We start from the raw sequence: 26,667 nt of genomic DNA, 5'->3' as shown, positions 1-26,667 counted from the left end.
GTTCGAGAAGCAGCCTTACTAACGCGGTTCGGCCGAGAGTGGAAGCCGGGCCGGCGCACGCGCCTGCGCGCCGGCCGGCCGGTCAGGCTCTGCTGTATTTTTCGTAGAGACGGTCGGCGTTCGACCAGCCGGCCGCCGCCATGACGGTCTTGACGTAATCGCCGGCCTTCGCGCCGAAATCCATCTGATACGCGTGCTCGAACATGTCGAGCACGAAAATCGGATCGCCGCCGGCCAGGGTCTGCGTATGGTCGTTCGCCCAGCTGTTGACCAGCCGTCCGCCATGCTTGTCGTAAGCGAGAACGACCCAGCCGGAGCCGCCGCCGAGCGCCTTGCCCATGCCGACGAACTCCGAGCGCCAGCGGTCGAAGGAGCCGAAATCGCGGTCGAGCGCCGCGGCGAGCGCCGCGCCCGGCTTGCCGGAGGCGCCGAGCCCGGCGAAATAGACCTCGTGCAGGATCATGGAATTGGCGGCGATCAGCTCTTCGCGCTTCAGCCCGTTGATCTGAAATCCGGGGGCTTTGTCGAAATCGAGGCCGGAGAGCTGATCGAGGATCGCGTTCAATCGCTTCACCGCGCCGATGTAGTTATTCTCGTAATGGGAGACGAGAATCTTCTCCGACAGTCCTTCGACGCGCTTCGGATCGAAAGCCATCGGCTTCGCCTGATGGATGACAGCGGCTCGTTTCGTGGCGGCGGCTTTCTCCTGCGCCCGCACCTCGACGCGTTCCTCGGCGGGCGCGGAGCCGGCGACCAATACGGCGCTCGTCGCGGCGGCGCCCAGAAATTGTCGACGATGAAAATCACGCGTCATTCTCGACCTCCTCGAGCGGAAGCCGATCGCTCGCCTTCCGCGCCGGAGCGCTTTGCGCTCCGAATGAAAAATAGGACCGGATTTCGATCCGATCGGAATCCGGTCTAAGCAAAGCTATCGCAGAATTGACTGCGGCGGCGACGAATTTCTCGGCGTCGCATTTTCGCATGGCCGAATGTCGATGCGGCCGCTTGCGAAGAATTGCGCGAGGAGGCCGAGAGCGATGATGCGTTCCACCCCCCATCTGCCCGACGCGGTCGGGGCCGCCTTCGCCTTTCAGGCGACAGCCTGCCGCGATCTCGCCTCGCCCTTCACCGCCGCCGTCTGCGAGGCTCTCGCGCAAAGCCTCGACGAGAACAGCGCCGTCGGCCGCAGGATTTGGTCCTGGGGCGCGCGCGCCAAGGCCGATGCGCTGGCGCTGCGCGCGGCCGGCGCGCTGCATTTTCTCGCGCGATCGGGCGAAGCACCCGGACTCGCGGCCGCCTATCCGCCCAATGCGTTCGACGCAGCGGCGCTCGCAAGTGAGATCGCGCGCGCGATCGAGACGCATGACGATTTTCTCGCGGGCTTTCTCGTTCGCCCGCCGCAGACCAATGAAGCGGGGCGCTCCAGCGTCGTTCTGGGCGGCGCGCTGATCGTCGCCGCAGCGACGGGCCTGCCGTTGGAGACATTCGAGATCGGCGCCAGCGCCGGCCTCAATCTGCATTTCGATCGCTATGCCTATGACCTTCGCGGCGGCGCTTTCGGCGCGCGATCGGCGGCGCTTCGCCTCTCCTGCGATTGGCGCGGCGCGGCGCCTGCGCTCGACGCCGCATTGCGGATCGTCGCGCGCGCGGGTTGCGACGTCGATCCGCTCGATCCCGGCGACGCGGACCATCGCGCGCGGCTGCTCGCCTATGTCTGGCCGGATCAAGCCGAACGTCTCGCCCGCATGGAGACAGCGCTCGCCCTCGCGGCGGCGCATCGCGAGCGCGTCGAGCGCGCCGACGCCGGCGACTGGCTCGCCGCGCGTCTTTCGACGCCGCCTGCGCGAAGCGTCGCGCGCTTCGTCTATCACACCGTCGTCTGGCAATATCTGCCGCTGGCGACGAAGCGCTGCGCCATGGCGGCGCTCGAGGCCGCGGGAGCCTCGGCGACGCGCGAGACGCCGCTCGCCCTGTTGCAGATGGAGGCGGACGGCGACACGCGCTCCGCCGCGCTCACACTGACGCTCTGGCCCGGCGGCGAGAGCTTTGCGCTCGGCCGCGCGGATTTTCACGGGCGATGGGCGGAGTGGAGCGGCGCCGGCCCGCATCGCCCCCGACCGCTTCCCCTTTAGCTTGCGTTGCGCGCGCCACTGCGGCGCCGCAGCACTTTTCGTCGCTTGCGCGCGAGCCCATGTGGTGGGAGCATCAACCTCGACGGAGCCGACAGGTTTCCACTCGCCGGCGCCGGGAACGGGAGCGGGACATGAGTGAAACGAGAACGTCCGGCGCGGCGCGAGCCGAAGGCGCGCGACTGATCGCGCTTGTCGGCCCCTTTCAGAGCGGCAAGACGAGCTTGTTCGAATGTCTGCTCGCCCGCTGCGGCGCCGTGCAGCGGCAAGGCTTCGTGCGCGACGGCACCAGCGTCGGCGACGCTTCGCCGGAAGCGCGCGCCCATGCGATGAGCGTCGAATGCAACGTCGGCCGCGCCGACTATCTCGGCGACCGCTACACATTCGTCGATTGTCCCGGCTCGGTCGAATTCGCGCATGAGCAGCGCCGCGTTCTCTCTGTCGCCGACGCCGCGATCGTCGTCGCCGATTCCGATCCGCGCAAGCTGCCGGCGCTGCAGCTCGTCCTGCGCGCGGTGGAGGAGGCGCGCGTTCCGCATTTTCTGTTCCTGAACAAGATCGACGCCGCAGCGGGAAATCTGCGCGATTCTCTCGCGCTTCTCCAGTCGGCCTCGCGCACGCCCTTGTTGCTGCGGCAGATCCCGCTGTGGAACAATGGCATTGCGGTCGGCTTCATCGATCTCGCTCTGGAGCGCGCCTATGTCTATCGCGAGCATGCGCCCTCCGAGGTCGTCGACATGCCAGCCGGCGAAGCGCCCTCGGAAAAAGAGGCGCGCTACTCCATGCTGGAGCGGCTCGCCGATTATGACGATGCGCTGATGGAGGAGCTGCTCACCGATATCGAGCCGCCGCGCGACCAGATTTTCGACGATCTCGCCAAGGAGCTGCGCTTCGGCCATGTCGCACCGGTCTTCATCGGCGCGGCGGAACGCGGCGCCGGCGTGACGCGGCTGCTCAAGGCGTTGCGCCATGAGGCGCCGAGCGTCGCTGCGACACGGGCGCGGCTCGGCGTCGCCGAGACCGGGCCCGCCCTGGCGCATGTGTTTCGCTCGGTTCATACGCTGCATGGCGGCAAGCTCTCGCTCGCGCGCGTGCTGCGCGGCTCCTTCTCCGATGGACAGTCCGTCATGGGCTCCTCCGGCGCCGAGGAGAAAATCAGCGGCGTGTCGTCATTGCTCGGCGCCACGACGACGCGGCAGGCGAAAGCGGAAGCCGGCGACACGGTCGCTTTCGGCCGCCTCGACGACGTCGCCGCCGGCGATGCGATCCAGGACGCCCGCGCTGGCGCCCCCGCGGCCCCGGCGCCGATCGCCGCGCCGGGGCCGGTCTATGCGCTGGCGCTCTCGGTCGGCGACCGCAAGGACGAGATGCGTCTCGCCGCCGCTCTGGCCAAGCTCATCGACGAGGACCCCTCGCTCGTCTTCGCCCATGACCAGGCGCTCGGCGAGATGAAGCTGCTCGGCCAGGGCGAGATGCATATTCGCGTCGCGCTGGAGCGCCTCGCGTCGCGCTATGGGGTGACCGTCTCCACCCATGCGCCCGCCGTCGGCTATAAGGAGACGATCCGCCATCCGGTCGCCGTGCGCGGACGCCACAAGAAGCAGTCGGGCGGCCATGGCCAGTTCGGCGATGTGGTGCTGGAGGTGGCGCCGCGGCAGCGCGGCGAAGGTTTCGCTTTCGCCGAGCGGGTCCACGGCGGAACTGTGCCAAAACAATACTTCTCCTCGGTCGAAGTCGGCTGCCGGGACGCGCTGACGCGCGGTCCGCTCGGCTTCCCCGTCGTCGATGTGGAGGCCGTCCTCGTCGACGGCTCCTATCACAGCGTCGATTCCTCGGACATGGCGTTCCGCACGGCGGCGCGGATCGGAATGGCCGAGGCGCTGGGCAAGGCGGAGCCGGTGCTGCTCGAGCCCATGCTCAGCGTGGCGATTTTCGCGCCCAGCGAGGCGGTTTCGCGCGCCACGGGCATCGTTTCCGCCCGACGCGGGCAGATATTGGGCTTCGGACCGCGCCCGGACTGGGATGGCTGGGACGAGCTCGACGCGCTCATTCCCGAGGCCGAGATCGGCGATCTCATCGTCGAGCTGCGCTCGGCCACCTCGGGCGCCGGATTTTACCAGGCGTCCTTCGATCATCTCACCGAGATGGTCGGCCGGCAGGCGCATGAGGTGGTCGCCGCGCGCAGCGCCGCCGGCCACTGAGAGCGGGACATATTCGCTCCGTTTCGGGACGCGACGTCCGTGGCGCGTTTCTTGATCCGGCACAGGTGACGGCGAAGCATTGTCCCATTTTGGCAATGCTCGCATTTGGTCCCATCCGATTGGCGGATCGAAGGCGAGTGGGCTCGCGCCCTGCGGACCGGAGACGGCGGCGGTCTATACTGGAATAAATAAATGCAGGCAGAGACCGCGACGGAATTCGTGACTCTTCGGTCGCGGAGCGAGCGGCTGTCGCGTCCTTCCGGCATAGAGGGCGCGGGAGATTTGCCGTGGGGCACGCATTTCTGCCAGTTTTATGAGACTGTCGACGATCTTCTCGACATTGTCGCGCCCTATTTCGCGGCCGGGCTCGGCGCCAATGAGCGCTGCCTGTGGATCGCCTCCCCGCCATTGACGGTGGCCGCCGCAAAAGCGCGCCTGTCGCTGCTCGTTCCCGATCTCGAGGCCGATCTCGCCGGCCGCCGCATCGATATCGTCTCTTGTGAGGAGTGGTATCTTCGTACCGGAGAGATGAATGGCGAGCAGCTGTTGGGCGATTGGCGGGCCTTCTATGACGCAGCCCTGCGCGACGGTTTCGACGGTTTGCGCGCCAACGGCAACGCCTTCGAGCACGACGCCGGCGACTGGCCGCTCATCATGGCCTATGAGAAGGGCCTCGGAGCCCTGCACGACTCCCACCGGATGCTGACGCTCTGCTCTTATTCACTGCGGATGATCGGCGCCGCGGAGATCGTCGAGGTCATCGCCCGCCACGAGTTCGCGCTGATCCGTCGCGGCGGCCGCTGGGAGACGATCAAGAGCCTCGACTATGAGCGCGCGCGCAAGGCGCTGCGCCAGAGCGAGGAGCATTTCCATCTGCTCGCCCAAGGGGCGCCGGACTCGGCGATTTTGACGCTGGACCCGCAAGGACGCATCGTCGCCTGGAGCGCGGCGGCGGCGCGCATCACCGGCTGGCTCCATGACGAGATTCTCGGCCGCCGTCTGTCGATCCTCCATCCCGATGCGCAAGACGACGCGCTGCCGGATTCCGTCTCGGAGCACGGAATCGTCAAGCGCCAGGACGCCCTGCGGCGCCGGGACGGCTCGGTCTTCCCCGCCGAGGAACGGATCGCCGCGCTCCGCGACGACGCCGACAATCTCTACGGCTACGCCGTCATGATCACCGATCTCAGCGAGAAGTCGCGCGCCGAGCAGGAGCGCCGGACCGGCGAGGCGCGCCTGCGCGCGATCGTCGAAGGCGCCGTCGACGCGATCGTCATCATCGACGAGAAGGGCGTCATTCAGGCCCTGAATTCCGCGGCGACACGGCTCTTCGGCCGTGCGGCGGGGGAGGCGATCGGGCTGTCGGTCGACATTCTGTTCTCCGAGCCGCTGCGCGACGCGCGTCTCGCGCCGCTCCACGCCGACGAGACCGCGCCCGCCGACGCCGACCCCGAGCGCCTCGGCCGCCGCAAGGACGGCTCGGCGTTTCCGCTGGAGCTCTCGATCAGCGAAACCGCGGAGGATGGCGATCGGCTGTTCGTTCTGTTCCTGCGCGACCTCACCGATCGTCGCCGGGCCGAGGCGCAGATGAGCAAGCTGCGCGCCGACCGTCTCGATCTGATGGCGCAGATGGCGGCGAGCGTCGCGCATGAGATCAATCAGCCGCTCTCGGCCATCGCCACCTATCTCAGCGCCGCGCGACGCGTGCTGCGGCGCGGCGCGGCGGAGCCGACGGACCTAGAGGCGATCCTGGACAGCGCCGTCGCGCAGGTGACGCGCGCGGCGCAGATCATCAGCCATTTGCGCGGCTTCGTCACCCGCGCCGAGCCCGACAAGACGATGCAGCGGCTGCACGACATCATCCGCGACGCCTGCGCCTTCACCGATATGGCGCGCAGCAATGTCAAGGTCGTCACCACGCTCGATCTCGAGGCGGCGGATGATTGCGTCATCGTCGACCGCATTCAGATTCGTCAGGTGCTGGTCAATCTGAAGCGCAACGCCATAGAGGCGATGCACGGCGCCGAGAAGCGCGAGCTGCTCATCTCGACCCGCCTCATCGAGGGCGGCATGATCCGCACCGATATCGTCGACAGCGGCGCAGGCCTGTCGGAGGATGTGGTGAATGTGCTGTTCGAGCCCTTCATCACGACCAAGACGCATGGACTCGGCGTCGGCCTGCCGGTCTCTCGCGCGATCGTGGAGGCCCATTATGGGACGCTTTGGGCGGAGCAGAATCCCGGCGGCGGCGCGAGGCTGAGCTTCACCCTGCCGCTCGCGGACGACCGGCTCGAGGAGCCCTCCGACGGAGCGTGAGAAGGCCCTCGCCGGCTGCGTCGCGCGACCGATGAAACGGGGCGTCGCGCGAATGCGGACGACGCCCCGATCAAATATGTCTATGAGCGGGTTTCGATCGCTCGAAACCCGCCCGAGCGAGAGGTCAGGTCAGATACTGGCCGCCGTTGATCGTCAGCGTCGAGCCGGTCATGAAGCCGGCGTCGTCGGAGGCGAGGAACACCACGGCCCGCGCGATCTCCTCCGGCTCGCCGAGGCGACCGACCGCGATATAGGGAATGATGTGCTTGTCGAGCACGTCCTGCGGCACGGCCTTCACCATCTCGGTGGCGATATAGCCGGGCGCGATGGCGTTGACGGTGACGCCCTTGGCGGCGCTCTCCTGCGCCAGCGCCTTGACGAAGCCGATGTCGCCGGCCTTGGACGCCGAGTAATTGGTCTGGCCGGCTTGGCCCTTCTGGCCATTGATCGACGAGATGACGATGATGCGGCCGAAGCCGCGATCACGCATGCCGTTGATGACCGGACGGGTGACGTTGAACAGCGAGTTGAGGTTGGTGTCGATCACCGCGCGCCATTGCGCCAGCTCCATCTTGTGGAACAGGCGATCCTTGGTGATGCCGGCGTTGTTGACGAGAATCTCGACCGGGCCGAGATCCGCCTCGATCTGCGCGAGGGCGGCGGCGCTGGCGTCATAGTCCGACACGTCGAACTTATAGACCGGAATGCCGGTCTCGGCCTTGAACTTGCTCGCCGCCTCGTCATTGCCGGCGTAGGTCGCGGCGACATTATAGCCGGCCGCCTTCAACGCCTTGGAGATCGCCTCGCCGATGCCGCGCGTGCCGCCCGTCACAACCGCTGTTCTGCCCACCTCTTCCTCCTCCATCGAATTTTCGAAGAATTGGACTGCGAGCCTTCAGGCTCGCAGCCCCGAATGCGGGCCTGAAGGCCCGCGGTCCATATTTAGCGCTCGATCGTCAGGGCGATGCCCATGCCGCCGCCGATGCAGAGCGTGGCGAGGCCGCGCTTGCCGCCGCGACGGCCGAGCTCGTAGAGCAGCGTCGTCAGCACGCGGGCGCCCGAGGCGCCGATCGGATGGCCGATGGCGATCGCGCCGCCATTGACGTTCACGATCGAGGGATCCCAGCCGAGGTCCTTGTTCACGGCCAGCGCCTGCGCCGCGAAAGCCTCATTGGCCTCGATGAGATCGAGGTCGGAGATTTTCCAGCCGGCCTTCTCCAGCGCCTTGCGCGACGCCGGGATGGGGCCGGAGCCCATGATCGACGGATCGACGCCGGCGGTCGCCCAGGAGGCGATGCGGGCGAGCGGCGTGAGGCCGCGCCTGGCCGCCTCGGCCGCCGTCATGATGACGAGCGCCGCCGCGCCGTCATTGAGGCCGGAGGCGTTGGCCGCCGTCACCGTACCCTCCTTGATGAAGGCGGGCTTCAGCTTGGCGACGCCCTCGAGCGTCACGCCATGCTTGATGTATTCGTCCTGGTCGACGATCACATCGCCCTTGCGGGTGGAGACGTTGAAGGGGACGATCTCGTCCTTGAACTTGCCGGCCTTCTGCGCCGCCTCGGCCTTGTTCTGCGAGGCGACGGCGAAAGCGTCCTGCTCGGCGCGGCTGATCTGCCACTTGGCCGCGACGTTCTCCGCCGTGATGCCCATGTGATAATTATTGAAAGCGTCGGTGAGGCCGTCGACGATCATCGTGTCGACGAATTTCACGTCACCCATCTTGGTGCCGGCGCGCATGTGAGCCGAATGCTGCGACAGCGACATGGATTCCTGACCGCCCGCGACGATGATCGTCGCGTCGCCGGCCTGGATCTGCTGGGCGGCGAGCGCCACGGCGCGCAGGCCGGAGCCGCACACTTGATTGACGCCGAAGGCGGTCTTGTCCTGCGGCACGCCGGCCTTGATGGCGGCCTGGCGCGCGGGATTTTGCCCCTGCGCGGCGCCGAGCACCTGGCCCAGTATGACCTCGTCGACGTCGGCGGCCTCCAATTTGGCGCGCTCGATGGCGGCTTTCACGGCGACCGCGCCCAGCTCATGGGCAGGCGTCGAGCCGAAAGCCCCATTGAACGATCCCACAGCGGTGCGCGCCGCGGAAACGATCACGATCTCCGTCGTCATATCGTTCTCCTGATTGGTCGTGCTCATCGGCGCCGGCGGACGCCGCTCGCGCACGTTGAGCATTTTGCAGCAAGGCTCGTCAAGCGCCACACGCGGGCATCGTTGCCGCAGCGCGTCAATTCTTGCGGCGGACGAGGCCGAATTCGGCGGCGAGCCGCTCCAACTCGTCCCTCTCCATCTCTGCCAATCCGGGCTCGAGCAGCGCCCGCAGACCGAGGCCGCGCAGCCGGTCGACGAAGCCCGCCGCCGCCGGATCATCCGCCTCACGCCCGAAATAGGCGGCGACGCGGCGCGTCAACCCCTGCGCATGGGCGGCGAGGATGGGGCGCAGCTCCTCCTCCTGGCTCGCGCCCAAAACAATGGCGAGAAAAAAGCGCATCCGCCCCCGGCCCAGCATCAGATTGCGCAGCGCATCGAGGACATCCTCCGACTCTGCTCCGGCCGGGTCGCGCTCGGCGCGGTCGTGGGAGGCGCGCTCGTGAGACGCTTGCAGAAGCGCGACGAAGAGATCCGCCTTGCGCGGGAAATAATAGGTGAGGTGCGACTGCCGCACGCCCGCGGCCTTGGCGACGCGCGGCTGGGTGAGCGCCTCGACGCCGTCCGTTTCGACGATGTCGAGCGCGGCGTTCAAGATCCGCTGTCTGACGCTGATTTCGGCCGTCACTGCTTTTCTTTCAGGGCGCGACATTTCTTCCGGGCGCGCATTTCTTCCGGGCGCACATTTCTTCCGCGCAAAGAACTCGGCTCCCTACCAATAACCCGCTCGTTTGGGCAATGCCGAGGCCTGCGCGCTCCATCTTTTCGGCCTGACCGCATCGCTCTTGTCATTCGTGAATTGGTAGATTACCAATTCCTCGCGAAAAAGGCGATGGGGGACAAAATGAGACTTCTTCGGCGAAGCCGGCTCGGCGCGGCGCTATTCGTCCTCCTGTCGGGCCCGGGCGTCGGCGCCGCGGGGAGCGTCGAGGACGAAACGGCGGTGAAACATCTGCTCATGCAGAGCTTCGACCGTCCGGATGCGCCGCTGGCCGTCGATCCGATCATCCTCGACGGCGACATCGCCATCGCCGATTGGGCGCAGGGCGAGCTCGGCGGGCGCGCGCTGCTGCGCCGCAAGGATGGCAAATGGGAGATTTCGCTCTGCGCCGGCGACGCGCTGAAGCAGAGCGCCGCGCTGGAAAAGCTCGGCCTCGCGCGGCCGCGGGCCGAGGCTCTGGCCGCCTCGCTGGCGACGGCCGAGCGCCGGCTCTCCCCCGCCCTGCTCGAGCGCATGTCGCGCTTCGACGGCGTCGTCGCCGTGGACAGCGCCGGCGGCCATACGCCGCTCGATCCGCACCACCACCCGATTCCCTGATGCCGCTGACCCGACGCGCGCTGATCGCCGGCGCCAGCCTCCTCGCCGCCACGGCCCAACCGGCAGTCGCCGGAGCCGGGCGGGCGTTCGGCGTTCTCTCCATCGAGGAGAGCGGCGCCGGCGATCCGCTGCTGCTGATCCCCGGCCTCGCCTGCGGCGCCTGGGCGCTCGACGACATCGCCCGCCGCCTCGCCCCGCGCTTCTCGATTCACGCCATGACGCTGCCGGGCTTCGACGGCCGTCCGCCGATCGCGGCGCCGATGATCGCGCGCGTCGCCGCCGACATCGCCGCCTATGTCGCAGAGCGCCGGCTGGAGCGCCCCATCCTCGTCGGCCACAGCCTCGGCGCCTTCGTGGCGCTGCGAGCGGCGCTGCTGCGGCCGGAGCAGATCGGCGGCGTCGTCACGCTGGACGGCTATCCCGTCTTCCCCGCCCTCGCCGGAGCCGACGCCGAGGCGCGCGCCGCCGCCGCGAAGCGTCTCGCCGAGCAATTCGCCGTCGGGGCCGGCGATCCGGCGCGCTTTCGCGCGACGCTGCGCGCCTTTCTCGCCGCACGCATGAACGATCCCCGGCGGGCGGACCATTTCGCCGAGCGCGCGGCGCGCAGCGATCCCGGCGCGACAGCCGCTTATGTGGTCGAGATGCTCTCCGCCGATCTGCGGCCGGAGCTGGCGCGGCTCACGGCTCCGCTGCTCGCTCTCGCGGCGACCGACTCCTATCTCGCAGGCCGCGCCGACGAAAATATCTCGGCCTTTTACGCCGGGCTGCTCGCCGATGCGCCGAAAAGCGCGGTGACGCTGTTGCGCGGCTCCCGTCATTTCGTGGCGGTCGATCAGCCGGATGTCGTCGCCGTCGCAATCGAATCCTTCGCGGCCGGATTGCGGCTCGGACGCGCGTGACTGTGTCCCGAAGGCCACAACCTTCGGGAATCGACCGACCAAGAGGGAACCGGCCGCCTCTGCGGCTTGTCACAAAAATATTGGTCGGTTACCAATACATGAAAGCCGAACCGCATCGCGGTTCGCGCGGCGCGAGAGGCGGATGATCCAGGCGAAGCAGATGAGCCGAGCACGTCGCGACACAACGCCGCCGCGCGCCCTGCGGGCCTTGGTCGCGCTGCTCGCTGTCCTGCCGCTGCTGCTGCAATTGCTGCTCGCCGCCGCGCCTCTCGCTCTCGCGACGAGCGCCAGCGCGGAGGTCGCCGTCGCCGCGCCCAATTGCGAGGCGCAGGATCATCGTCCCGCGCCCGCCGGCGAAGGCGCGCATTCCCATTGCTGCCTGCTCTGCGAATGCAGCGCCCGCGACAGCGTCGCCGTCATCGGCTCCTTCATCGTCGCCGAGATCGGCGCGGACGCTCACGCGACGCCGATCTGGCCGGCCGCCGACCATCCGCGCCGAGCGCCGATCGGCTGGACGACATCCTGGTCATCGCGCGCGCCGCCCCGCCTCTCCTGACCGAACCGACCGCGCGGCCGAGCCGCGCCCTTTTTCCGCTTCGAACGGCGCGACGCCGTCCCAGGAGATATCCCATGTATCGCACGCTTCTCTCGCGCGGCGTCGCCGCCGGCGCGCTCTTTCTCGCCGCCCCGGCCGCCTTCGCGCAATCGGCGCTGCCGCCCATCGACATCGGCGCCGACGCGCCCTCCCCGACCGCCGCGCGGCAGAGCGGCTCGCTCACCGTTCCCGCCGTCGCCGAGCAGAAGCGCCGCATCGAGCAGACCGTCGGCTCGGTCGCCTTCGTCGACGCCGCCTCGCCGCAAATGCAGACGCGCCATATCGCCGATCTGCGCGACGCGTTGAAGGATGTTCCCGGCGTCTTCGTCGACACGCGCTATGGGCAGGAGCTGCGCGTCTCCATGCGCGGCTCGAACCTCACGCGCGATTATCATCTGCGCGGCTTCGAGCTGCTGCAGGACGGCATACCGATGAACTACGCCGACGGCGGCGGCGATTTCTATCAGATCGACCCCAAATATTTCCGTTCGATCGAGGTCTATAAGGGCGGCAATGCGCTCGCCTTCGGCTCCTCGACATTGGGCGGCGCGATCAATTTCGTCTCGCCCACCGCGCGCACGGCGCTCGCGCCGAATATCGTAGCGATCGACGGCGGCAGCTTCGGCTCCATCCGCGGCCAGGCGCAAGTCTCGCGAATCATCGGCGACTTCGACTTCCTCGTCAACGGAACCTTCTCGCATTCGGACGGGTTCCGCACCCATTCGCAATCCGACTATGTGCAGATCAACGGCAATATCGGCTATCGCTTCTCCAATAATATCGAGACGCGATTCTACTTCGGCGTCTACGACACCAATCAGCAATTGCCCGGCACGCTGACGCTGAACAATGCGCGCACGAATCCGACGCTCGCGACGCTGCCCTATATCGCCGGCTTCGGCGCGGACGGCTTCGGCGCCGATCAGCAGCGCAATGTCCGCAACCAGCGCATCTCCAACAAGACGACGATCGAGACGGACATCGGCCGCATCGACGTCGACAGCTGGTTCGTCCACAATTACCTCTATCATCCGATTTTCGTCGTCATCGAGCAGGAGGGTGAGAGCTGGGGCTTCGCGCCCAAGCTCACCTCGAAATTCGAGATCGCCGGCCATAGAAACGAGCTCACGGTCGGCGGGCGCGTCTGGGGCCGCGGCTCCACCGACAATTGGTATTCCAATTACAATGGCGCGAAATTCAATCCCTATGGCGCGATACCGGCCAATTTCGCCAATGCGGCCTATTCCTTCCCGCCCTATTCCTTCAACGGCCTCGCGCAATTCGGCGCCGCCGGCTCCTGCTTCGGCTTTTGCGGAACCTTCATCAATCCGGGGATCAGCGCCCAGATCCGCAACAACCGCATGGCGGCGCTCAATCTCGAGGCCTATTTCGAGGATCGCTTCTATCTCGCGCCGCAGCTCGCTCTCATGCTCGGCGCGAAAATATTCAGCGACGATCGACGCTATTCCGCAATGGGCGGAATTCCCTATGAGCCGCTGACCAGCCATACGGAGAAGAATTATCGCGGGATCGATCCGAAGGTCGGCCTGATGTTCCAGCCGACGCCGGATATTCTATTCTTCGCCGATATGACCGGCAGCCGCGACGTTCCCGACTTCGTCGATCTGACGCAGGGCTTCTTCCCGCCGACGCCCGGCGCTTCCTTCACGCCGCTCGCCTCGCAAAAGGCCTGGACCGGCGAGATCGGCTCGCGCGGCAAATGGGACCGCTTCTCCTGGGACGTGACCTATTATCACTCCGAGCTGCAAGACGAGCTGTTGAAGTTCAACACCAATCCCGGCGCGGGCGTTCCGGCGACGACCTTCAACGCCAAGCGCACCATGCATCAAGGCGTCGAATTCGCCGGCAGCGTCGATCTCTGGCGCGACATCACCGCGCCGGGCGCGGATGACCTCCTGAAGCTCACGCAGGTTTGGACCTGGAGCGACTTCCGTTTCGTGAATGACGCCAATTACGGAAACAATCCGCTGGCCGGAATTCCGCGCCATGTGCTGCGCACGACGCTCGCCTATAGCCGGCCGGATGGCTTCTATCTCGCGCCGTCGATCGACTGGGTCCCGGAGGGCTCTTATGTCGACTATATGCATACGCTGCAGACGCCGGGCTATGTGCTGATCGGCATGCAAGCGGGCATGAAGCTGCCTTACGGACTGACCGTCTATGTCGACGCGCGCAATCTCGCCGATCGGCGATACATCAGCGATGTGACGACGGTCATCGACGCGCGCGCGTCGAATCCGGCGGCCTTCTATCCGGGCTATGGCCGCGCGGTCTATGCCGGCATGAAATGGGCGTTCTGAACGTCATCGTGACGAAGCGATCCGTCGGGATCGCTTCGTCACGACGCTCTAATCGGCGCATCCGCAACCGAGCGCATGCGACAAGATCGGCGCCTCGTCCCATTGTAGGGGAAGCCGTTCGATCACCGAGGAAATCGTCGCCTTCATATCGTCGGTCACGCGCCAGGGCTCGTTCACGTCATCGAAATAGGACAAAGCTTTCACGGTGATCATCACGGGGACCGCCGAGCCGAACAAGGATTTGACCGCAGCGAGGCCGCGCGCGAGGTTCTGTCCCCTCTCCAGCATCGCAGCGATATCCTGATAGTCCCTCCCCTCCGCTCGATCGTGAATCACTTTCAGCTTATGGGCGAGCAGATCGTCGAAGGAAGCGACGCATAGAACATCGTCGGCGGTCTTTTCGGGCTCGCCCACACGGCCGTTCGACATCCCGCCGAAGAAAGACAGTTTCACTGGCTGGTCGTCCCGCGAAACGCTCACGGTCAATGTATTCTTGTCGTTTTGCAGCACGGAAACGCGACCGAGACCATGCAAAACGTCGAGGAGCGCGCTCTTGGCGGCGTCGTCCAGTGGAACATCCGAGAAAAAATGGAAATCGACCGACGTGCGATGCCCGAGACGAAGCGCGATCGCAGTGCCGCCATAGAGCGCATAATGGCGAGGAATCCGCGCGAGCAAAGACCAGAGGCCGCGCTGAGCCGCCGGCAATGCGTCGAGCAGAGGCGTCAGCATGAGCGCCCCCTCACGCGAATCTCTTTCGAGACTTGGGCGGCGCACCCTCGCGGCCAAGTCGGCGATGCCAAAACGCCAGCGATCGATTCGAGATTACGCCCGGCGGCGGCGATTCGAGCACGTCGACGAACAAGTCCGGCCCGACCAGCTCGAGCAATTCATGGGCGTCCTCCCAAGCGCCGAGCTCCATCACATTGACGACGAGCCCGCGCAAGCCGCTGGAGACGACGATCTCCGGCGGAGTTCCCCAGACATATTTCGCCGCCAGACGAAGCGCCGCCGCATTTCGAGCAGGTCCGCCCATTTTCGAAAACCCTCTCGGCATCCGCTGAAAAAGCTAGCATCGGGAAGTGGCCGTGTCAGCATTCCTGACACGGCCACGCAATGACAGATCGAGCGTCACGCCCTAGATTAGGGACAGCATCGCCTCGGATCACGCCCCCATGCCGCACCCCACGCCGCAGCAACGCTCCTGGCCGATCTTCTCGTCCCTGCCTCGGGCCGTCTGGCGCTATGATCTCGCCGCCGGGCTGACGCTGGCGGCCATCGCCATACCGGAGCAGATGGCCACGGCGCGGCTCGCCGGCTTTCCGCCGCAGATCGGCTTCTTCGCCTTTCTCGCCGGCTCGCTCGCCTTCGCCGCCTTCGGCTCCAATCGCTTCCTCTCCAGCGGCGCGGATTCGACGATCGCGCCGATCTTCGCCGGCGCTCTCGCTTTGCTGGCGACGCGCGGCTCGCCGCAATTCATGGCGCTCGCCTCCTTCCTCGCTCTGCTCGTCGGCGGCATTCTGATTCTCGGCTATGTGCTGCGCGCCGGCTGGATCGCCGATCTCCTCTCGGTTCCGGTGACGACCGGCTTTCTCGCCGGCATTTCCATCCACATTCTGATCTCGCAGCTTCCCGCTCTGCTCGGCCTGCCGAGCGTCGAGGGCGGCGAATTCTACCGCGTCGACCAAATGGCGAAACATTGGCGCGACGTCGACCCCGTCACCGTCGCCATCGGCGTCGCCTCGCTCGCGACCATCGTCATCGGCGAGAAGATCAGCCCGAAGCTGCCAGCCGCGCTGGTCGCGCTCGCCGGCTCCGCTTTCGCCGTGCGCTATTTCGATCTCGAGGCGCGCGGCGTCGCCGTGCTCGGCGCCGTCTCGACGGAGTTTCCGCATCCGCGCTTTCCGGAGATCGCCGCCGCCGACATTCCCCATATCGTCGGACTCGCGATCATCATCGCGGTGGTCATCATGGTGCAGACGGCGGCGACCTCGCGCTCCTTTCCCAATGAGGAAGGACGCGCGCCCGATGTCGATCGCGACTATCTCGGCGTCGGCGCCGGCTGCCTGCTCGCCGGCCTCGTCGGCGCTTTCTCCGTCGACGCATCGCCGCCGCGCACGGCGATCGTCACCTCGACCGGCGGACGCTCGCAGCTCTCCTCCATTTTCGCGGCGCTGGTCATTGTGGCGTTGCTGCTGTTCGGCGCCGCGCTGCTCGAGCATGTGCCCAACGCCGCGCTCGCCGGTGTGCTGCTGTTTATCGCCGCACGCATTTTCCGCCTGCATGTGATGCGCGACATTTATTCGAAGACGCGCGGCGAATTCGCATTGGTCGCGCTGACCATGGCCGCCGTCGTCGCGCTGCCGGTGCAGACCGGCGTGTCGCTGTCGATATTGGCGTCGCTGCTGCATGGCGTGTGGACGACGACGCGCTCGCGCCTCATCACTTTCGCGCGCGTGCCGGGAAGCTCGGTCTGGTGGCCCTGCTCCACCGATGCGGCCGAGCCCTGCGGCGAAAGGCTGGAGGGCGTGCTGGTCGCGGCCTTTCAGGCGCCGCTCTCTTTCCTCAACGCCTATGGTTTCCAGCGCGATCTGCGCGAGGCGATCGAGGCCGAGGCGGAGAAGCCCGCGCTCGTCGTGCTGGAGGCGAGCAATATCGTCGAGATCGATTACACGGCGGCGCGCATTTTGAACGATGCGATCCTGGATTGCCGCGCGGCGGGCGCGGATTTCGCGATCGCGCGGCTCGAATCCGTGCGCGCGCATCAGGCGCTCGCGCGCTATGGCGTGATGAGGACGCTCGGCGAAGGGCGGCTCTTTCGCAGCGTCGACGAGGCGACGCGGGCGCTGGCGCCGGGCGCCGCCGCGTTGCAGATCGACGCCCCCGCCCCGCTCGTCCCGCGCAAGAGCCGCGCGTTCAAGCCGCCTTCTGCTTCGGCGTGATCAGCTTGCGATTGACCAGCGCCTCGGCGATCTGCGCCGCGCCCTTGCGCAGATTGTCGGAGTTCTCGACGCTCGGATCGTCGCGGATGCGCGAGATGTAGGTCGGGATTACGGCGACATGATACGAATTGCGGAGTTTCGACGCATCGCTCGTCGACTGAGGATTCGGCGCTCAGCCGCTTGATTTCGGAAAGAAACGAACACCGGGCAATCCGTCGAAATGGCGGTCGCAGGTCAGAAGATCAGCGCCGTGAGCGCGTGCCGTCGCGTAGACGATGGCGTCCGCCGTCGCCAATCTGCGCTGAATACAGAGATCGGCGGCGGCCAGCGCGATCGCGGTGTCGAGATCGGCGATCCGGCATGTCTGCGTAAAGGCGATCGCCTGATCAGCCTCGTCTTCGCCGACGTTTCGCGTCAGCCATTTTGCTAATTCGAGTTGGATGATGGTGGGGACCAGCCATTGCTCCCGCCCGGGAAGCTCGGCGCCGATTGTCTTTCCCACGGGCGAATCGATAAGCCACTCGATCCAAGCCGAAGTATCGACAAGCCGCATCAGAAGCGATCGGTTCGGTCGCGATAGTCCTCCGGCTTCGCGCCTCGCGCCAAGCCGACCAAATCCTCGGGCTTCGGCACCGGGACGAGCAGCACGCCTTCGCCCTTCGGAACGAAGGCGAATTCCTGCCCGGCTTTCCAGCGCCGTGCATTCCGCACCGCCTTGGGGATGGAAATCTGGAATTTCGACGAAAGCGTCGCCGTGTCCTTGCGAGGCATTACGATTCTCCTATCGATGCAACTATCGTAAGAGGGTGAATCGAGCCTGTCCAGAGAGCCTGAGAATAGGAATCGGATTACGAGAATTGCGGGAGTTACCGAGAATGGCGTCCGCGCGACTCGGTCGCGCGGATGCTGGAAAACCTGCTCTGGCGACGCCCGAGCGTCGACGGCCTCACGCCGCCTTCTGCTTCGGCGTGATCAGCTTGCGATTGACCAGCACCTCGGCGATCTGCACCGCGTTCAGCGCCGCGCCCTTGCGCAAATTGTCGGAGACGCACCACAGAACCAGCCCGTTCTCGACGGTCGGATCGTCGCGGATGCGCGAGACATAGGTGGCGTCCTCGCCCGCCGCCTCGTGCGGCGTGATGTAGCCGCCGGGCTCGTGCTTGTCGATGACGAGAACGCCCGGCGCCTCGCGCAGAATGTCGCGCGCCTCGTCCGGCGACAGTGGATTCTCGAACTCGATGTTGATCGCCTCGCTATGGCCGATGAACACCGGCACGCGCACGCAGGTCGCGACGAGCTTGATCTTCGGGTCGAGGATCTTCTTCGTCTCCACCACCATCTTCCACTCTTCCTTGGTGAAGCCGTCCTCCATGAAGGAGTCGATCTGCGGAATGAGGTTGAAGGCGATGCGCTTGGGGAATTTCTTCGATTCCATCGGATCGGAAACGAAGACGGAGCGCGTCTGCGAGAACAGCTCGTCCATGCCCTCCTTGCCGGCGCCCGACACAGATTGATAGGTCGAGACGACGACGCGCTTGATCTTCGCCGCATCGTGAAGCGGCTTCAGCGCCACGACCAGCTGCGCGGTCGAGCAGTTCGGATTGGCGATGATGTTCTTCTTGGCGAAGCCCGCTGCGGCGGCGGCGTTGACCTCCGGCACGACGAGCGGAACATCCGGGTCCATGCGCCAGGCGGAGCTATTGTCGATGACGACGCAGCCCTTCGCGCCGATGCGCGGCGCCCATTCGCGCGCGACGTCGCCGCCCGCCGACATCAGGCAGATATCGGTGTCGGAGAAGTCGTAGGTGTCCAGATGGCGGCATTTGAGAATCTTGTCGCCGAACGACACTTCCGTGCCGATGGAGCGCGACGAGGCGAGGGCGACGACTTCCGAGACCGGAAAGCGGCGCTCCGCCAGAATGTCGAGCATTTCGCGGCCCACATTGCCAGTGGCGCCCGCGACGGCGACTTTGAAACCCATGGATATGAACTCCTTTTCCGCCCGTTTATGCCGACGGGCGCGTCTTTTGTCGAGCAGGGAGAAACGAGCCGGGAGAAACGAGCAGGCGAAGCCGTCCTACGGGCCGAAGGCGGCCCGCAGACGGCTTCGCATCTGGATCGCGAGCGAGTCCGGCTGTGCGCCGAGGCTCGGCCTCTCAGAAGGGCATTCCGACCGCCATATTGCCGTTATTGCCCATGCTCACCGGCGCGCGGCCGCCGAAACGCGGCGTTTCGTCGTCCTTTTTCTCCTTTTTGGGCGGAGACTTGCCGGGCGACCAGCCCTCGAGCTCGCCGAATTGGCGGTTCTCGACCTTGGCCGGCGGCTTGCCGGGCGCTGCGGCCTGACCGGCCGCAGCCTGCTGCTGTTTATTTTTCTTCGGTTTCGCCTTGGCGGTTCCGGCGGCGGACAGGTCCAGCCGGCTCGGGTCGAACGTATCCTCCGCTCCCGCGGAGAGCGGAAGCGCGGATGAAAAGGCGAAAACGGCGGCGACCATAAGAAGTGGGCGCAATCGCATGGCGGCTACTCCTCGAGCATCGTGCTCCAAAATGCCCCCGCGCCGGCAAAAAGACAAGTTCCGGCGTCTCGGCGGCATGATCGAGGCGAGATTGCGCGCCGAGTCGGGCGCCATTGCGGCACCGGCTCGGCTTCGCTCATTCTCCGGTCGTCTGCGCGATCGCCAGATTTTTGAGCTCCGCGATGGCCGTGCCCGGCAAAAGGCTCTTCGGACAGGCGTTGGAGCAGTTCAGAATCGTATGGCAGCGATAGAGCCGGAATGTATCGTCGATATAGGCGACGCGCTCGGCTGTCGCCTCGTCGCGGCTGTCCACCACCCAGCGATAGGCCTGCAGCAGCGCCGCCGGGCCCAAGAACCGATCCCGGTTCCACCAATAGCTCGGACAGGAGGTGGAGCAGCAGGCGCAGAGAATGCACTCATAGAGCCCATCCAACTTGCGGCGGTCGTCGGGGGCCTGCAACCATTCTTTCTCCGGCTCCGGCGTCACCGTTTGCAGCCAGGGCTCGATCGCGGCGTGCTGGGCGTAGAAATCCGCGAGGTCCGGCACCAGATCCTTCACCACCGGCATATGCGGCAGAGGATAGAGCTTTATCGCGCCCTCGATCTCGTCCATGCCCTTGGTGCAGGCGAGCGTGTTGAGCCCGTCGATGTTCATCGCGCAGGAGCCGCAAATGCCCTCGCGGCAGGAGCGACGGAAGGTCAGCGTCGGATCGACCTGGTTCTTGATCCAGATGATCGCGTCCAGAACCATCGGCCCGCAATCGTCGAGATCGACGAAATAAGTGTCTATGCGCGGGTTCGACGCCTCGTCGGGATCGAAGCGATAGATGCGGAATTCCCTTACGCGGCTCGCGCCCTCGGGGCGAGGCCACACCTTGCCCTCGACGGGCCGGGAGGATTTGGGAAGGACGAATTCGACCATGATCTGTCCACTCGCATTCTATGCCGCGTCGAAGCCGCCGACCGCGTCCCTCAATACACCCGCGCCTTCGGCTCTATATAAGCCACCTCATCGGACAGAGTGTAGCTGTGCACGGGGCGGTAGTCGATCGCCACGCTCTTGGCGGCCTCGTCGATCGTCGACAGTGTATGCTTCATCCATCCGCCGTCGTCGCGGTTGGGAAAATCCTCGCGCGCATGGGCGCCGCGGGATTCTGTGCGATTCTTCGCCGAATCCATCGTCACCACCGCCTGCACGATCAGATTGTCGTATTCCAGCGTCTCGACGAGATCGGAGTTCCAGATCAGCGAGCGATCCGAGACCTTGACGTCCGCGCTCTTCTCCCACACCGCATGGATCGCCTGCGACCCTTCCGCCAAAACCTCGCCGGCGCGATAGACGGCGCAATGCGATTGCATCACGCGCTGCATCTCCAGCCGCAGATCGGCCGTCGCGATCGCGCCCGAGGCGAAGCGCCGCGCGTCCAAGCGCGACAGAGCGAGCTCGGCGGAATTGGCGGGCAGCTCCGGCTGCGCCTGCCCCGGCTTCACCACCTCGGCGGCGCGCAGTCCCGCGGCGCGGCCGAAGACGACGAGATCGACCAGCGAATTGGAGCCGAGCCGATTGGCGCCATGCACCGAGACGCAAGCCGCCTCGCCGATCGCCATGAGGCCCGGCACGACGACGTCGGGATTGTCGCCGATGCGGCGCAGAGCCTCGCCGTGAAAATTCGTCGGTATGCCGCCCATGTTGTAATGGACCGTCGGCAGCACCGGAATAGGCTCGCGCGTCACATCGACGCCGGCGAAAATCTTCGCGCTCTCGGAAATGCCCGGCAGACGCTCGTGCAGGATCGCGGGATCGAGATGCTCGAGATGCAGATGAATGTGGTCTTTCACCTTGCCGACGCCGCGGCCCTCGCGAATTTCCACCGTCATGGCGCGCGAGACCATGTCGCGCGGCGCGAGATCCTTCACCGAAGGCGCATAGCGCTCCATGAAGCGCTCGCCCTCGCTATTGGTCAGATAGCCGCCCTCGCCGCGCGCGCCCTCGGTGATGAGGCAGCCCGCGCCATAAATGCCGGTCGGATGGAATTGCACGAACTCCATATCCTGGAGCGGCAGGCCGGCGCGCAGCGCCATGCCGCCGCCGTCGCCCGTGCATGTGTGCGCCGATGTCGCGGAGAGATAGGTGCGGCCATAGCCGCCCGTCGCCAGCACGGTGAGCGCGGCGCGGAAACGATGGATCGTGCCGTCGTCGAGCTTCAAGCAGACGACGCCGCGCACGGCGCCCTCCGCATCGACGATGAGATCGATCGCGAAATATTCGACGAAGAATTGCGTGTCGTGACGCAGCGCCTGCCCGTAGAGCGTATGCAGCATCGCGTGGCCGGTGCGGTCGGCGGCGGCGCAAGTGCGCTGCGCCGGCGGCCCCTTGCCATAGTCGGTCGTCATGCCGCCGAAGGGGCGCTGATAGATGCGTCCATCCTCGGTGCGCGAGAAGGGCACGCCCCAATGCTCGAGCTCATAGACTGCCTCAGGCGCGTTGCGGCACAGATATTCGATCGCGTCCTGGTCTCCGAGCCAATCGGAGCCCTTGACGGTGTCGTACATGTGCCATTTCCAATCGTCCGGCCCCATATTGGCGAGCGCCGCGGCGACGCCGCCCTGCGCCGCGACAGTATGCGAGCGCGTCGGAAACACTTTCGTGACGCAGGCGGCGGAAAGTCCCGCCTTGGCGCAGCCGACGACGGCGCGCAATCCCGCGCCGCCCGCGCCGACGACGACGACGTCGAATGTATGATCGACGATCGGATAGGCCCTGCCACCGATGTTCATCGTCGTCTTGCCGTTCGCAGCCATTCCAAATCCTCGTCGAAAGAGCGCCCGAGCCGCTTTTAGATCAATTTCCGATCCATTTGGATCGGAAATCGATCTCGCTTTTTCATATGGAGCGAATTCTGATCGATCGAACGATTCCGGTCGATCGGAAAGCGCTCTAGCGCGGCGCGGCGATGATCATGATGGCGAGCGTCCAGACCGCGGCGATCGCGATCACCAGCCATTTGTTGATGAGCAACGCCGTCGCTTTGAGCGAGTCGTCGTGAACATAATCCTCGATGATGTTCTCCATGCCGAGCCGCGCATGATAGGCGACGACGACGATGAAGGCGATGAGCGCTATTGCCGGCAAAGGCCGCGCGATCTCGGCGCGCGCCGCCTCATAGGATTTGCCGACCAATCCGACGATGAGCCAGATCGCGATCAGCGCCAGCGGAGCCAGCGCCCGGGCGCTGTGACGCATGGCCAGCGCATGCAGCGAGCCGGCGCGATCGGAGACGAAGGCGTCTCCCTTGCCGCTGCGGCCGCTCTGGAACGTCGATGTCGACATATCCGTTCTCCCCTTTACCTCGAGTTCGACGGGCCCGCTCTCTCACTTCTGGAGAAGCGGGCGCTGCTAGCCGAAGAGCGATGATGCGATCCACAGGAGCGCGGTCAACGCCAATCCGCCGCCCAAACCCACCTTGGCGAGCAGCTCGCGGCCGTCGCTATCGAGATAGAGCCCGCGGTCCCAGATCGCATGGCGCACGCCGCCGAGCAGATGATGAAACAGCGCCCAGCTGAACAGCAGCACGAAGAGGCGGCCGATGAGGGAATCCATGATCCAGGATACGGCGCCGAAGGCGGACGGCCCGAGCGCGAGCCCCAGCAGATAGAGCGCCAGCAGCAGCGCGCCCGCATAGAGCGCCGCTCCGGTGATGCGATGCACGATCGACATCATCATGGTGAAAAGCGGCTTGTAGATCGAAAGATGCGGGGAGAGCGGCCGCGCGGCGGCGAGGCTCTCGCTCACGGGATCGGCGTCAGCCATGATATTTTGTCTCCGCTCCAGGCTGGGCTGGACTGATAGTTCAATCGCGTCGCGGCTGCAACAAGCGTTCCAGAAACCGCGTACCGGACACGAGCGTTCCAGGCGACGGCCGCGCGACGCCGTCGCGCATCGCCGCGATCGAACGCGCAACCTACGTAACGCGTAGGGGCCGCTCGCACAATCGATGCGCCAATGCGTAGGATTCGAGTCGAAAAACGTGGCGTGCGCGTTACGATCTGTTAACATGCGCCCGCCGACGTTGCCCGGGACCAGCCGGCGCATCGTCGTTCGGAGCCGGCTTTTCTCCACCGGCTGCGAACGCGTCGAGTAGCATGAGCGTCGAGGTTGGTCAGCGTCTTGAAGCGTCCTTGTCGCGTTGGTTCTCGGAGTAGCGCCGTTTTCGTTTGTAACGTCGGACCGTCGACCTTTTCGTCGACGGCGGGAGTGGCTGGTCTCGTCGATTGACTTTTTCGTCAACTCATCTCGCGAGCGATCTATGAATTACAGTGAAACCATCCATATCTTGAACGTCGATCCCATCATCCGCTCGTCTTTGACGAGCGCGCTGGACAAGGCGGATTATCATCTCCGCCTCCATGACGACGCGGGACGCTTCTTCGAAGCCGTCGAGACCGACAGCCGCGGCTGCGTCATCATCTATGTCGACATGCCAGAGATGATCGGGATCGAATTGCTCAGAGACGCCAAGGCGCGGCGGATCGAATTGCCGATCATCGTCATCACCGCGCAGGCCAATGTGCGAGGCGCGATCCAGGTGATGAAGGAAGGCGCATTCGATCTGCTCGAGCTGCCTGTCAATGAGGCGAAGCTCCTCGCCTCGGTTCAGCAGGCGCTGACCCGCCGCGTCGATCACCGGGCCTATCGGGGTCGCGCGCGGACCACGCCCGGCCGGCTCGCGACGCTCACCAACCGCGAGAACGACGTGCTCGCCGGACTCGTCGAGGGCAAGCTCAACAAGGTCATCGCCCATGAGCTCGGCATCAGCGCCCGCACGGTCGAGACGCACCGCTCCCACATCATGACCAAGATGCGGGTCAAGAGCGTCGCGGACCTCGTCCGCATCTCGCTCGGCGCGCCGCGGCCCGATCCGGCGGTCCGCCTCGGAGCCCCGTCCCCGCGGCCCGTCGACTCGTCGGCCCGCCTCGGGACGCCGGCCCCGCGGCAGCTCGAGCCGACCGCCGCCGCAACCCGACGCTGACCATCGGCGCGTGAATCGGCAAAATTAATGACGCCGGAGCATGATGCATGCGATTGGCCATGCGAACGCCATGCTCCGGCGCTAGAATAATGCCTCATGAGATTCGACCGATCGGCCCGAGCGCCCGTGAACGAGACCGCCCCCGCCGAGGCGCGCGCGGGGGCGGCGCTCACCATTGACCTTTCCGCGCTCGTCGCCAATTGGCGGCAGCTCGCCGCGCGCGCCAGCGCGAGCGAATGCGCCGCCGTGGTCAAGGCGGACGCCTATGGCCTGGGGGCCGAGCCCGCCGTGCGGGCGCTGGCCGCCGCCGGCTGCCGCAGTTTTTTCGTCGCCACTGCGGGGGAAGGCGAGCGCATTCGCGGCGTCGCGCCGCGCGCCATCGTCTATGTGCTCGAGGGCCTGCCCTGCGGCGGCGCCCGCGCGTTGGCGGCCGCGCGGCTGCGGCCGGTTCTCGCCTCGCTCGAGGAAATCCGCGAATGGGCGGCGTTCGGCCGCTCCATCGGCCGCCGGCTGCCGGCCGCGCTGCAATTCGACACAGGCATGAATCGGCTGGGACTTTCGCTGCGGGACGCCGCGGCCGCAGCCGTGGCGGCGCAGGATGTGGACCTCACTCTGGCGATGAGCCATTTCGTCTGCGCGCAATGGCCGGACGATCCCCGCAATGCGCGGCAGATCGCCGCCTTCCAGGAGGCGCGGCGACATTTCCCCGGCGCGCCGGCGTCGCTCTGCAATTCCTCGGGAATTTTCTTGAGCCAGCAGCCGCATTACGACGTGCTGCGGCCCGGCTACGCCCTCTATGGCGGCAATCCGACGCCCGGCGCGCCCAATCCGATGCGCGGCGTGGCCCGGCTCGAGGCTCCGCTTCTGGCGACGCGCTGGATCGAGGCCGGCGAGAGCGTCGGCTATGACGGCGTGTGGACGGCGGCGCGGCCGACGCGGCTGGCGACGCTCGGCCTCGGCTATGGCGACGGATTTCCGGCGGCCGTCGCCGGCTCCGGCCGCCCCGCCCCCGAGGCGATCGTCGCCGGACGACGCTGCCCGATCGTCGGCCGCGTGTCGATGGATTTCGTCATGCTGGATGTGACCGACATCCCCGAGGACGGGGTGTATCGGGGCCAGACCGCCGAGCTGCTCGGCGAGACGATCGGCGTCGACGAGCTGGCGGAGCGCTGCGGGACGATCGGCTATGAGATTTTGACCCGGCTCGGGCGACGATACGAGCGCGTCTATATCGGCGGCTGAGGCCTCACGCCCGCTCGAACCAAGGGGTCAGCACCGGATAGCCCTCGCCGGCGAGCAGCGCGGCGGTCTCGTAGAGCGGCAGGCCGACGACCCCCGAATAGGAGCCGATGAGCCGCACCACGAAAGCCCCCGCCAGCCCCTGAATCGCGTAGCCGCCCGCCTTGCCGCGCCATTCGCCGGAGGCGAGATAGGCGTCGATCTCGGTCGAGCCGAGACGCTTGAAGCGCAGCCGCGATTCGACCAGACGATGACGCTCGGCCCCGCGCGGCGTGATGAGCGTCACGCCGGTGAAGACCCGGTGCTGGCGCCCCGAGAGCAGGCGCAGGCAATCCTCGGCCTGCTCTATATCCTCGCATTTGGGCAGGATTCGCCGCCCGACCGCCACCACAGTGTCGGCGGACAGCACGAAGCTGCCCTCGAGCTGGGGCTGATAGGCCCTGATCTTGACGGCGGCGGCGGCCTTCTCGCCGGCGAGGCGCTGGGCGAGGCTGCGCGGCAATTCATTGCGCTGCGGAGTCTCGTCTATGTCGGTCGGCAGCAGAGCGTCGGCGTCGAGGCCGATCTGCTGGAGGAGGTCGAGCCGGCGGGGCGAGGCCGAGGCCAGCACCAGCTTGGGCCGCGCATCAGTCGAGTGGGACGTCACGATCGGCTCCGCCATAAATCGAAATTATTTGAAACGATAGGTAATCCGCCCTTTGGTGAGATCATAGGGCGTCATCTCCACGAGAACCTTATCCCCGGTGAGCACGCGGATGCGGTTTTTACGCATCTTTCCGGCCGTATGGGCGATGATCTCGTGCTCGTTCTCGAGCTTGACCCGAAACATCGCGCTGGGCAGCAGCTCGGTGACGACTCCGGGAAACTCCAACAGTTCTTCCTTGGCCATGTGGTTCCTTCTTCAGAGAGCCGCCGATGCGGACCTCGGATAGCGAAAGGCCCGCTGACGAAGCGGGCGCTCATCAATATGGGATCGAAGCCGGGACGCGCAAATCCGCGCGGGACCC

Annotated in this window: 26 protein-coding genes and 1 pseudogene; 10 read left to right on the top strand and 17 right to left on the bottom strand. The window is 66.1% G+C overall.

Annotated features, from left to right (window positions below; translation table 11 throughout):
• Positions 1-82: 82 nt before the first annotated feature.
• Positions 83-814 (bottom strand): superoxide dismutase, encoded by a 732-nt coding sequence (locus VIF40_RS09385; RefSeq protein WP_331937256.1) that lies wholly within the window; start codon positions 812-814, stop codon positions 83-85.
• A gap of 226 nt (positions 815-1,040) precedes the next feature.
• On the opposite strand from VIF40_RS09385, the gene VIF40_RS09380 reads away from it, so the two are divergent.
• The 3 genes from VIF40_RS09380 to VIF40_RS09370 all read left to right on the top strand — a co-directional run bounded on the left by VIF40_RS09380 (position 1,041) and on the right by VIF40_RS09370 (position 6,646).
• Complete coding sequence (locus VIF40_RS09380; RefSeq protein WP_331937293.1) at positions 1,041-2,132, top strand: DUF2332 domain-containing protein; 1,092 nt, start codon at positions 1,041-1,043, stop codon at positions 2,130-2,132.
• A 131-nt stretch (positions 2,133-2,263) separates the two neighbouring features.
• Complete coding sequence (locus tag VIF40_RS09375) at positions 2,264-4,330, top strand: elongation factor G (protein ID WP_331937255.1); 2,067 nt, start codon at positions 2,264-2,266, stop codon at positions 4,328-4,330.
• 192 nt (positions 4,331-4,522) lie between these two features.
• Positions 4,523-6,646, top strand: coding sequence for a PAS domain S-box protein (locus VIF40_RS09370; protein WP_331937254.1), 2,124 nt, complete (start codon positions 4,523-4,525; stop codon positions 6,644-6,646).
• A 124-nt stretch (positions 6,647-6,770) separates the two neighbouring features.
• Here VIF40_RS09370 and phbB read toward each other — a convergent pair whose 3' ends face one another.
• From phbB to VIF40_RS09355, 3 genes are all read right to left on the bottom strand, one after another.
• A complete protein-coding gene (gene phbB, locus VIF40_RS09365; protein WP_331937253.1) occupies positions 6,771-7,496 on the bottom strand; it encodes an acetoacetyl-CoA reductase in 726 nt (241 codons plus the stop codon).
• Positions 7,497-7,588: 92 nt separating this feature from the next.
• Positions 7,589-8,764 (bottom strand): acetyl-CoA C-acetyltransferase, encoded by a 1,176-nt coding sequence (locus VIF40_RS09360; RefSeq protein WP_331937292.1) that lies wholly within the window; start codon positions 8,762-8,764, stop codon positions 7,589-7,591.
• A 115-nt stretch (positions 8,765-8,879) separates the two neighbouring features.
• Complete coding sequence (locus tag VIF40_RS09355; RefSeq protein WP_331937252.1) at positions 8,880-9,428, bottom strand: TetR/AcrR family transcriptional regulator; 549 nt, start codon at positions 9,426-9,428, stop codon at positions 8,880-8,882.
• 216 nt (positions 9,429-9,644) lie between these two features.
• Here VIF40_RS09355 and VIF40_RS09350 point away from each other — a divergent pair, with 216 nt between their 5' ends.
• From VIF40_RS09350 to VIF40_RS09335, 4 genes are all read left to right on the top strand, one after another.
• The gene (locus tag VIF40_RS09350; RefSeq protein ID WP_331937251.1) at positions 9,645-10,118 is read left to right on the top strand and encodes a copper uptake system-associated protein; all 474 of its coding nucleotides are present in this window, start codon (positions 9,645-9,647) and stop codon (positions 10,116-10,118) included.
• The gene (locus tag VIF40_RS09345) at positions 10,118-11,017 is read left to right on the top strand and encodes an alpha/beta hydrolase (protein WP_331937250.1); all 900 of its coding nucleotides are present in this window, start codon (positions 10,118-10,120) and stop codon (positions 11,015-11,017) included. The genes VIF40_RS09350 and VIF40_RS09345 overlap by 1 nt, the downstream gene beginning before the upstream one ends.
• A 160-nt stretch (positions 11,018-11,177) precedes the next feature.
• Positions 11,178-11,573 (top strand): hypothetical protein, encoded by a 396-nt coding sequence (locus VIF40_RS09340; RefSeq protein ID WP_331937249.1) that lies wholly within the window; start codon positions 11,178-11,180, stop codon positions 11,571-11,573.
• A 74-nt stretch (positions 11,574-11,647) separates the two neighbouring features.
• Positions 11,648-13,933 carry a TonB-dependent receptor family protein gene (locus tag VIF40_RS09335; RefSeq protein ID WP_331937248.1) on the top strand — a complete coding sequence of 762 codons (2,286 nt, stop codon included), beginning with the start codon at positions 11,648-11,650 and terminating at the stop codon, positions 13,931-13,933.
• A 48-nt stretch (positions 13,934-13,981) separates the two neighbouring features.
• Here the strand turns inward: VIF40_RS09335 and VIF40_RS09330 are convergent, their stop codons facing one another.
• Both VIF40_RS09330 and VIF40_RS09325 read right to left on the bottom strand, forming a co-directional pair.
• Complete coding sequence (locus VIF40_RS09330; RefSeq protein WP_331937247.1) at positions 13,982-14,665, bottom strand: nucleotidyl transferase AbiEii/AbiGii toxin family protein; 684 nt, start codon at positions 14,663-14,665, stop codon at positions 13,982-13,984.
• A 10-nt stretch (positions 14,666-14,675) separates the two neighbouring features.
• Positions 14,676-14,969 (bottom strand): hypothetical protein, encoded by a 294-nt coding sequence (locus tag VIF40_RS09325; protein WP_331937246.1) that lies wholly within the window; start codon positions 14,967-14,969, stop codon positions 14,676-14,678.
• A 139-nt stretch (positions 14,970-15,108) separates the two neighbouring features.
• Here VIF40_RS09325 and VIF40_RS09320 point away from each other — a divergent pair, with 139 nt between their 5' ends.
• Complete coding sequence (locus VIF40_RS09320) at positions 15,109-16,875, top strand: SulP family inorganic anion transporter (RefSeq protein WP_331937245.1); 1,767 nt, start codon at positions 15,109-15,111, stop codon at positions 16,873-16,875.
• Here VIF40_RS09320 and VIF40_RS09315 read toward each other — a convergent pair.
• The 9 genes and pseudogenes from VIF40_RS09315 to sdhC form a co-directional block, all read right to left on the bottom strand.
• A pseudogene (locus VIF40_RS09315) lies at positions 16,850-16,978 on the bottom strand (aspartate-semialdehyde dehydrogenase); the annotation flags it as partial. The gene VIF40_RS09320 and the pseudogene VIF40_RS09315 sit on opposite strands and share 26 nt — an antisense overlap.
• Before the next feature lie 69 nt (positions 16,979-17,047).
• Positions 17,048-17,428 (bottom strand): type II toxin-antitoxin system VapC family toxin, encoded by a 381-nt coding sequence (locus VIF40_RS09310; RefSeq protein WP_331937244.1) that lies wholly within the window; start codon positions 17,426-17,428, stop codon positions 17,048-17,050.
• Positions 17,428-17,646: an AbrB/MazE/SpoVT family DNA-binding domain-containing protein gene (locus VIF40_RS09305; protein WP_331937243.1), complete on the bottom strand. Its 219-nt coding sequence runs from the start codon at positions 17,644-17,646 to the stop codon at positions 17,428-17,430. The genes VIF40_RS09310 and VIF40_RS09305 overlap by 1 nt, the downstream gene beginning before the upstream one ends.
• A gap of 175 nt (positions 17,647-17,821) precedes the next feature.
• Positions 17,822-18,856, bottom strand: a complete 1,035-nt coding sequence (locus VIF40_RS09300) for an aspartate-semialdehyde dehydrogenase (RefSeq protein WP_331937242.1) — start codon at positions 18,854-18,856, stop codon at positions 17,822-17,824.
• Positions 18,857-19,031: 175 nt separating this feature from the next.
• On the bottom strand, positions 19,032-19,391 hold the full coding sequence (locus tag VIF40_RS09295; RefSeq protein WP_331937241.1) for a hypothetical protein: 360 nt from the start codon (positions 19,389-19,391) through the stop codon (positions 19,032-19,034).
• A gap of 136 nt (positions 19,392-19,527) precedes the next feature.
• Positions 19,528-20,313 (bottom strand): succinate dehydrogenase iron-sulfur subunit, encoded by a 786-nt coding sequence (locus tag VIF40_RS09290; protein WP_331937240.1) that lies wholly within the window; start codon positions 20,311-20,313, stop codon positions 19,528-19,530.
• 50 nt (positions 20,314-20,363) lie between these two features.
• Positions 20,364-22,193 (bottom strand): succinate dehydrogenase flavoprotein subunit, encoded by a 1,830-nt coding sequence (gene sdhA / locus VIF40_RS09285; protein ID WP_331937239.1) that lies wholly within the window; start codon positions 22,191-22,193, stop codon positions 20,364-20,366.
• Between the two features lie 136 nt (positions 22,194-22,329).
• Positions 22,330-22,722, bottom strand: coding sequence for a succinate dehydrogenase, hydrophobic membrane anchor protein (sdhD, locus tag VIF40_RS09280; protein WP_331937238.1), 393 nt, complete (start codon positions 22,720-22,722; stop codon positions 22,330-22,332).
• Positions 22,723-22,788: 66 nt separating this feature from the next.
• Positions 22,789-23,202 (bottom strand): succinate dehydrogenase, cytochrome b556 subunit, encoded by a 414-nt coding sequence (gene sdhC, locus VIF40_RS09275; protein ID WP_331937237.1) that lies wholly within the window; start codon positions 23,200-23,202, stop codon positions 22,789-22,791.
• Positions 23,203-23,698: 496 nt separating this feature from the next.
• Between sdhC and VIF40_RS09270 the strand changes: the two genes are divergently transcribed.
• Positions 23,699-24,421 carry a response regulator transcription factor gene (locus VIF40_RS09270; RefSeq protein WP_331937236.1) on the top strand — a complete coding sequence of 241 codons (723 nt, stop codon included), beginning with the start codon at positions 23,699-23,701 and terminating at the stop codon, positions 24,419-24,421.
• 96 nt (positions 24,422-24,517) lie between these two features.
• Positions 24,518-25,663: an alanine racemase gene (alr, locus tag VIF40_RS09265; RefSeq protein WP_331937235.1), complete on the top strand. Its 1,146-nt coding sequence runs from the start codon at positions 24,518-24,520 to the stop codon at positions 25,661-25,663.
• Positions 25,664-25,667: 4 nt separating this feature from the next.
• On the opposite strand, the gene VIF40_RS09260 is transcribed toward alr, so the two are convergent.
• Complete coding sequence (locus VIF40_RS09260) at positions 25,668-26,321, bottom strand: Maf-like protein (protein WP_331937234.1); 654 nt, start codon at positions 26,319-26,321, stop codon at positions 25,668-25,670.
• 9 nt (positions 26,322-26,330) lie between these two features.
• Positions 26,331-26,549 carry a translation initiation factor IF-1 gene (infA, locus tag VIF40_RS09255; RefSeq protein WP_018266249.1) on the bottom strand — a complete coding sequence of 73 codons (219 nt, stop codon included), beginning with the start codon at positions 26,547-26,549 and terminating at the stop codon, positions 26,331-26,333.
• Between the last annotated feature and the right edge of the window lie 118 nt (positions 26,550-26,667).

The sequence above is a fragment of the Methylosinus sp. genome, assembly GCF_036560965.1.
In the GTDB taxonomy this organism is placed as follows: Bacteria; Pseudomonadota; Alphaproteobacteria; order Rhizobiales; family Beijerinckiaceae; genus Methylosinus.
The sequence above is the reverse complement of the archived record's forward strand: the minus strand, read 5'-3'. Positions and strand labels throughout refer to the sequence as shown.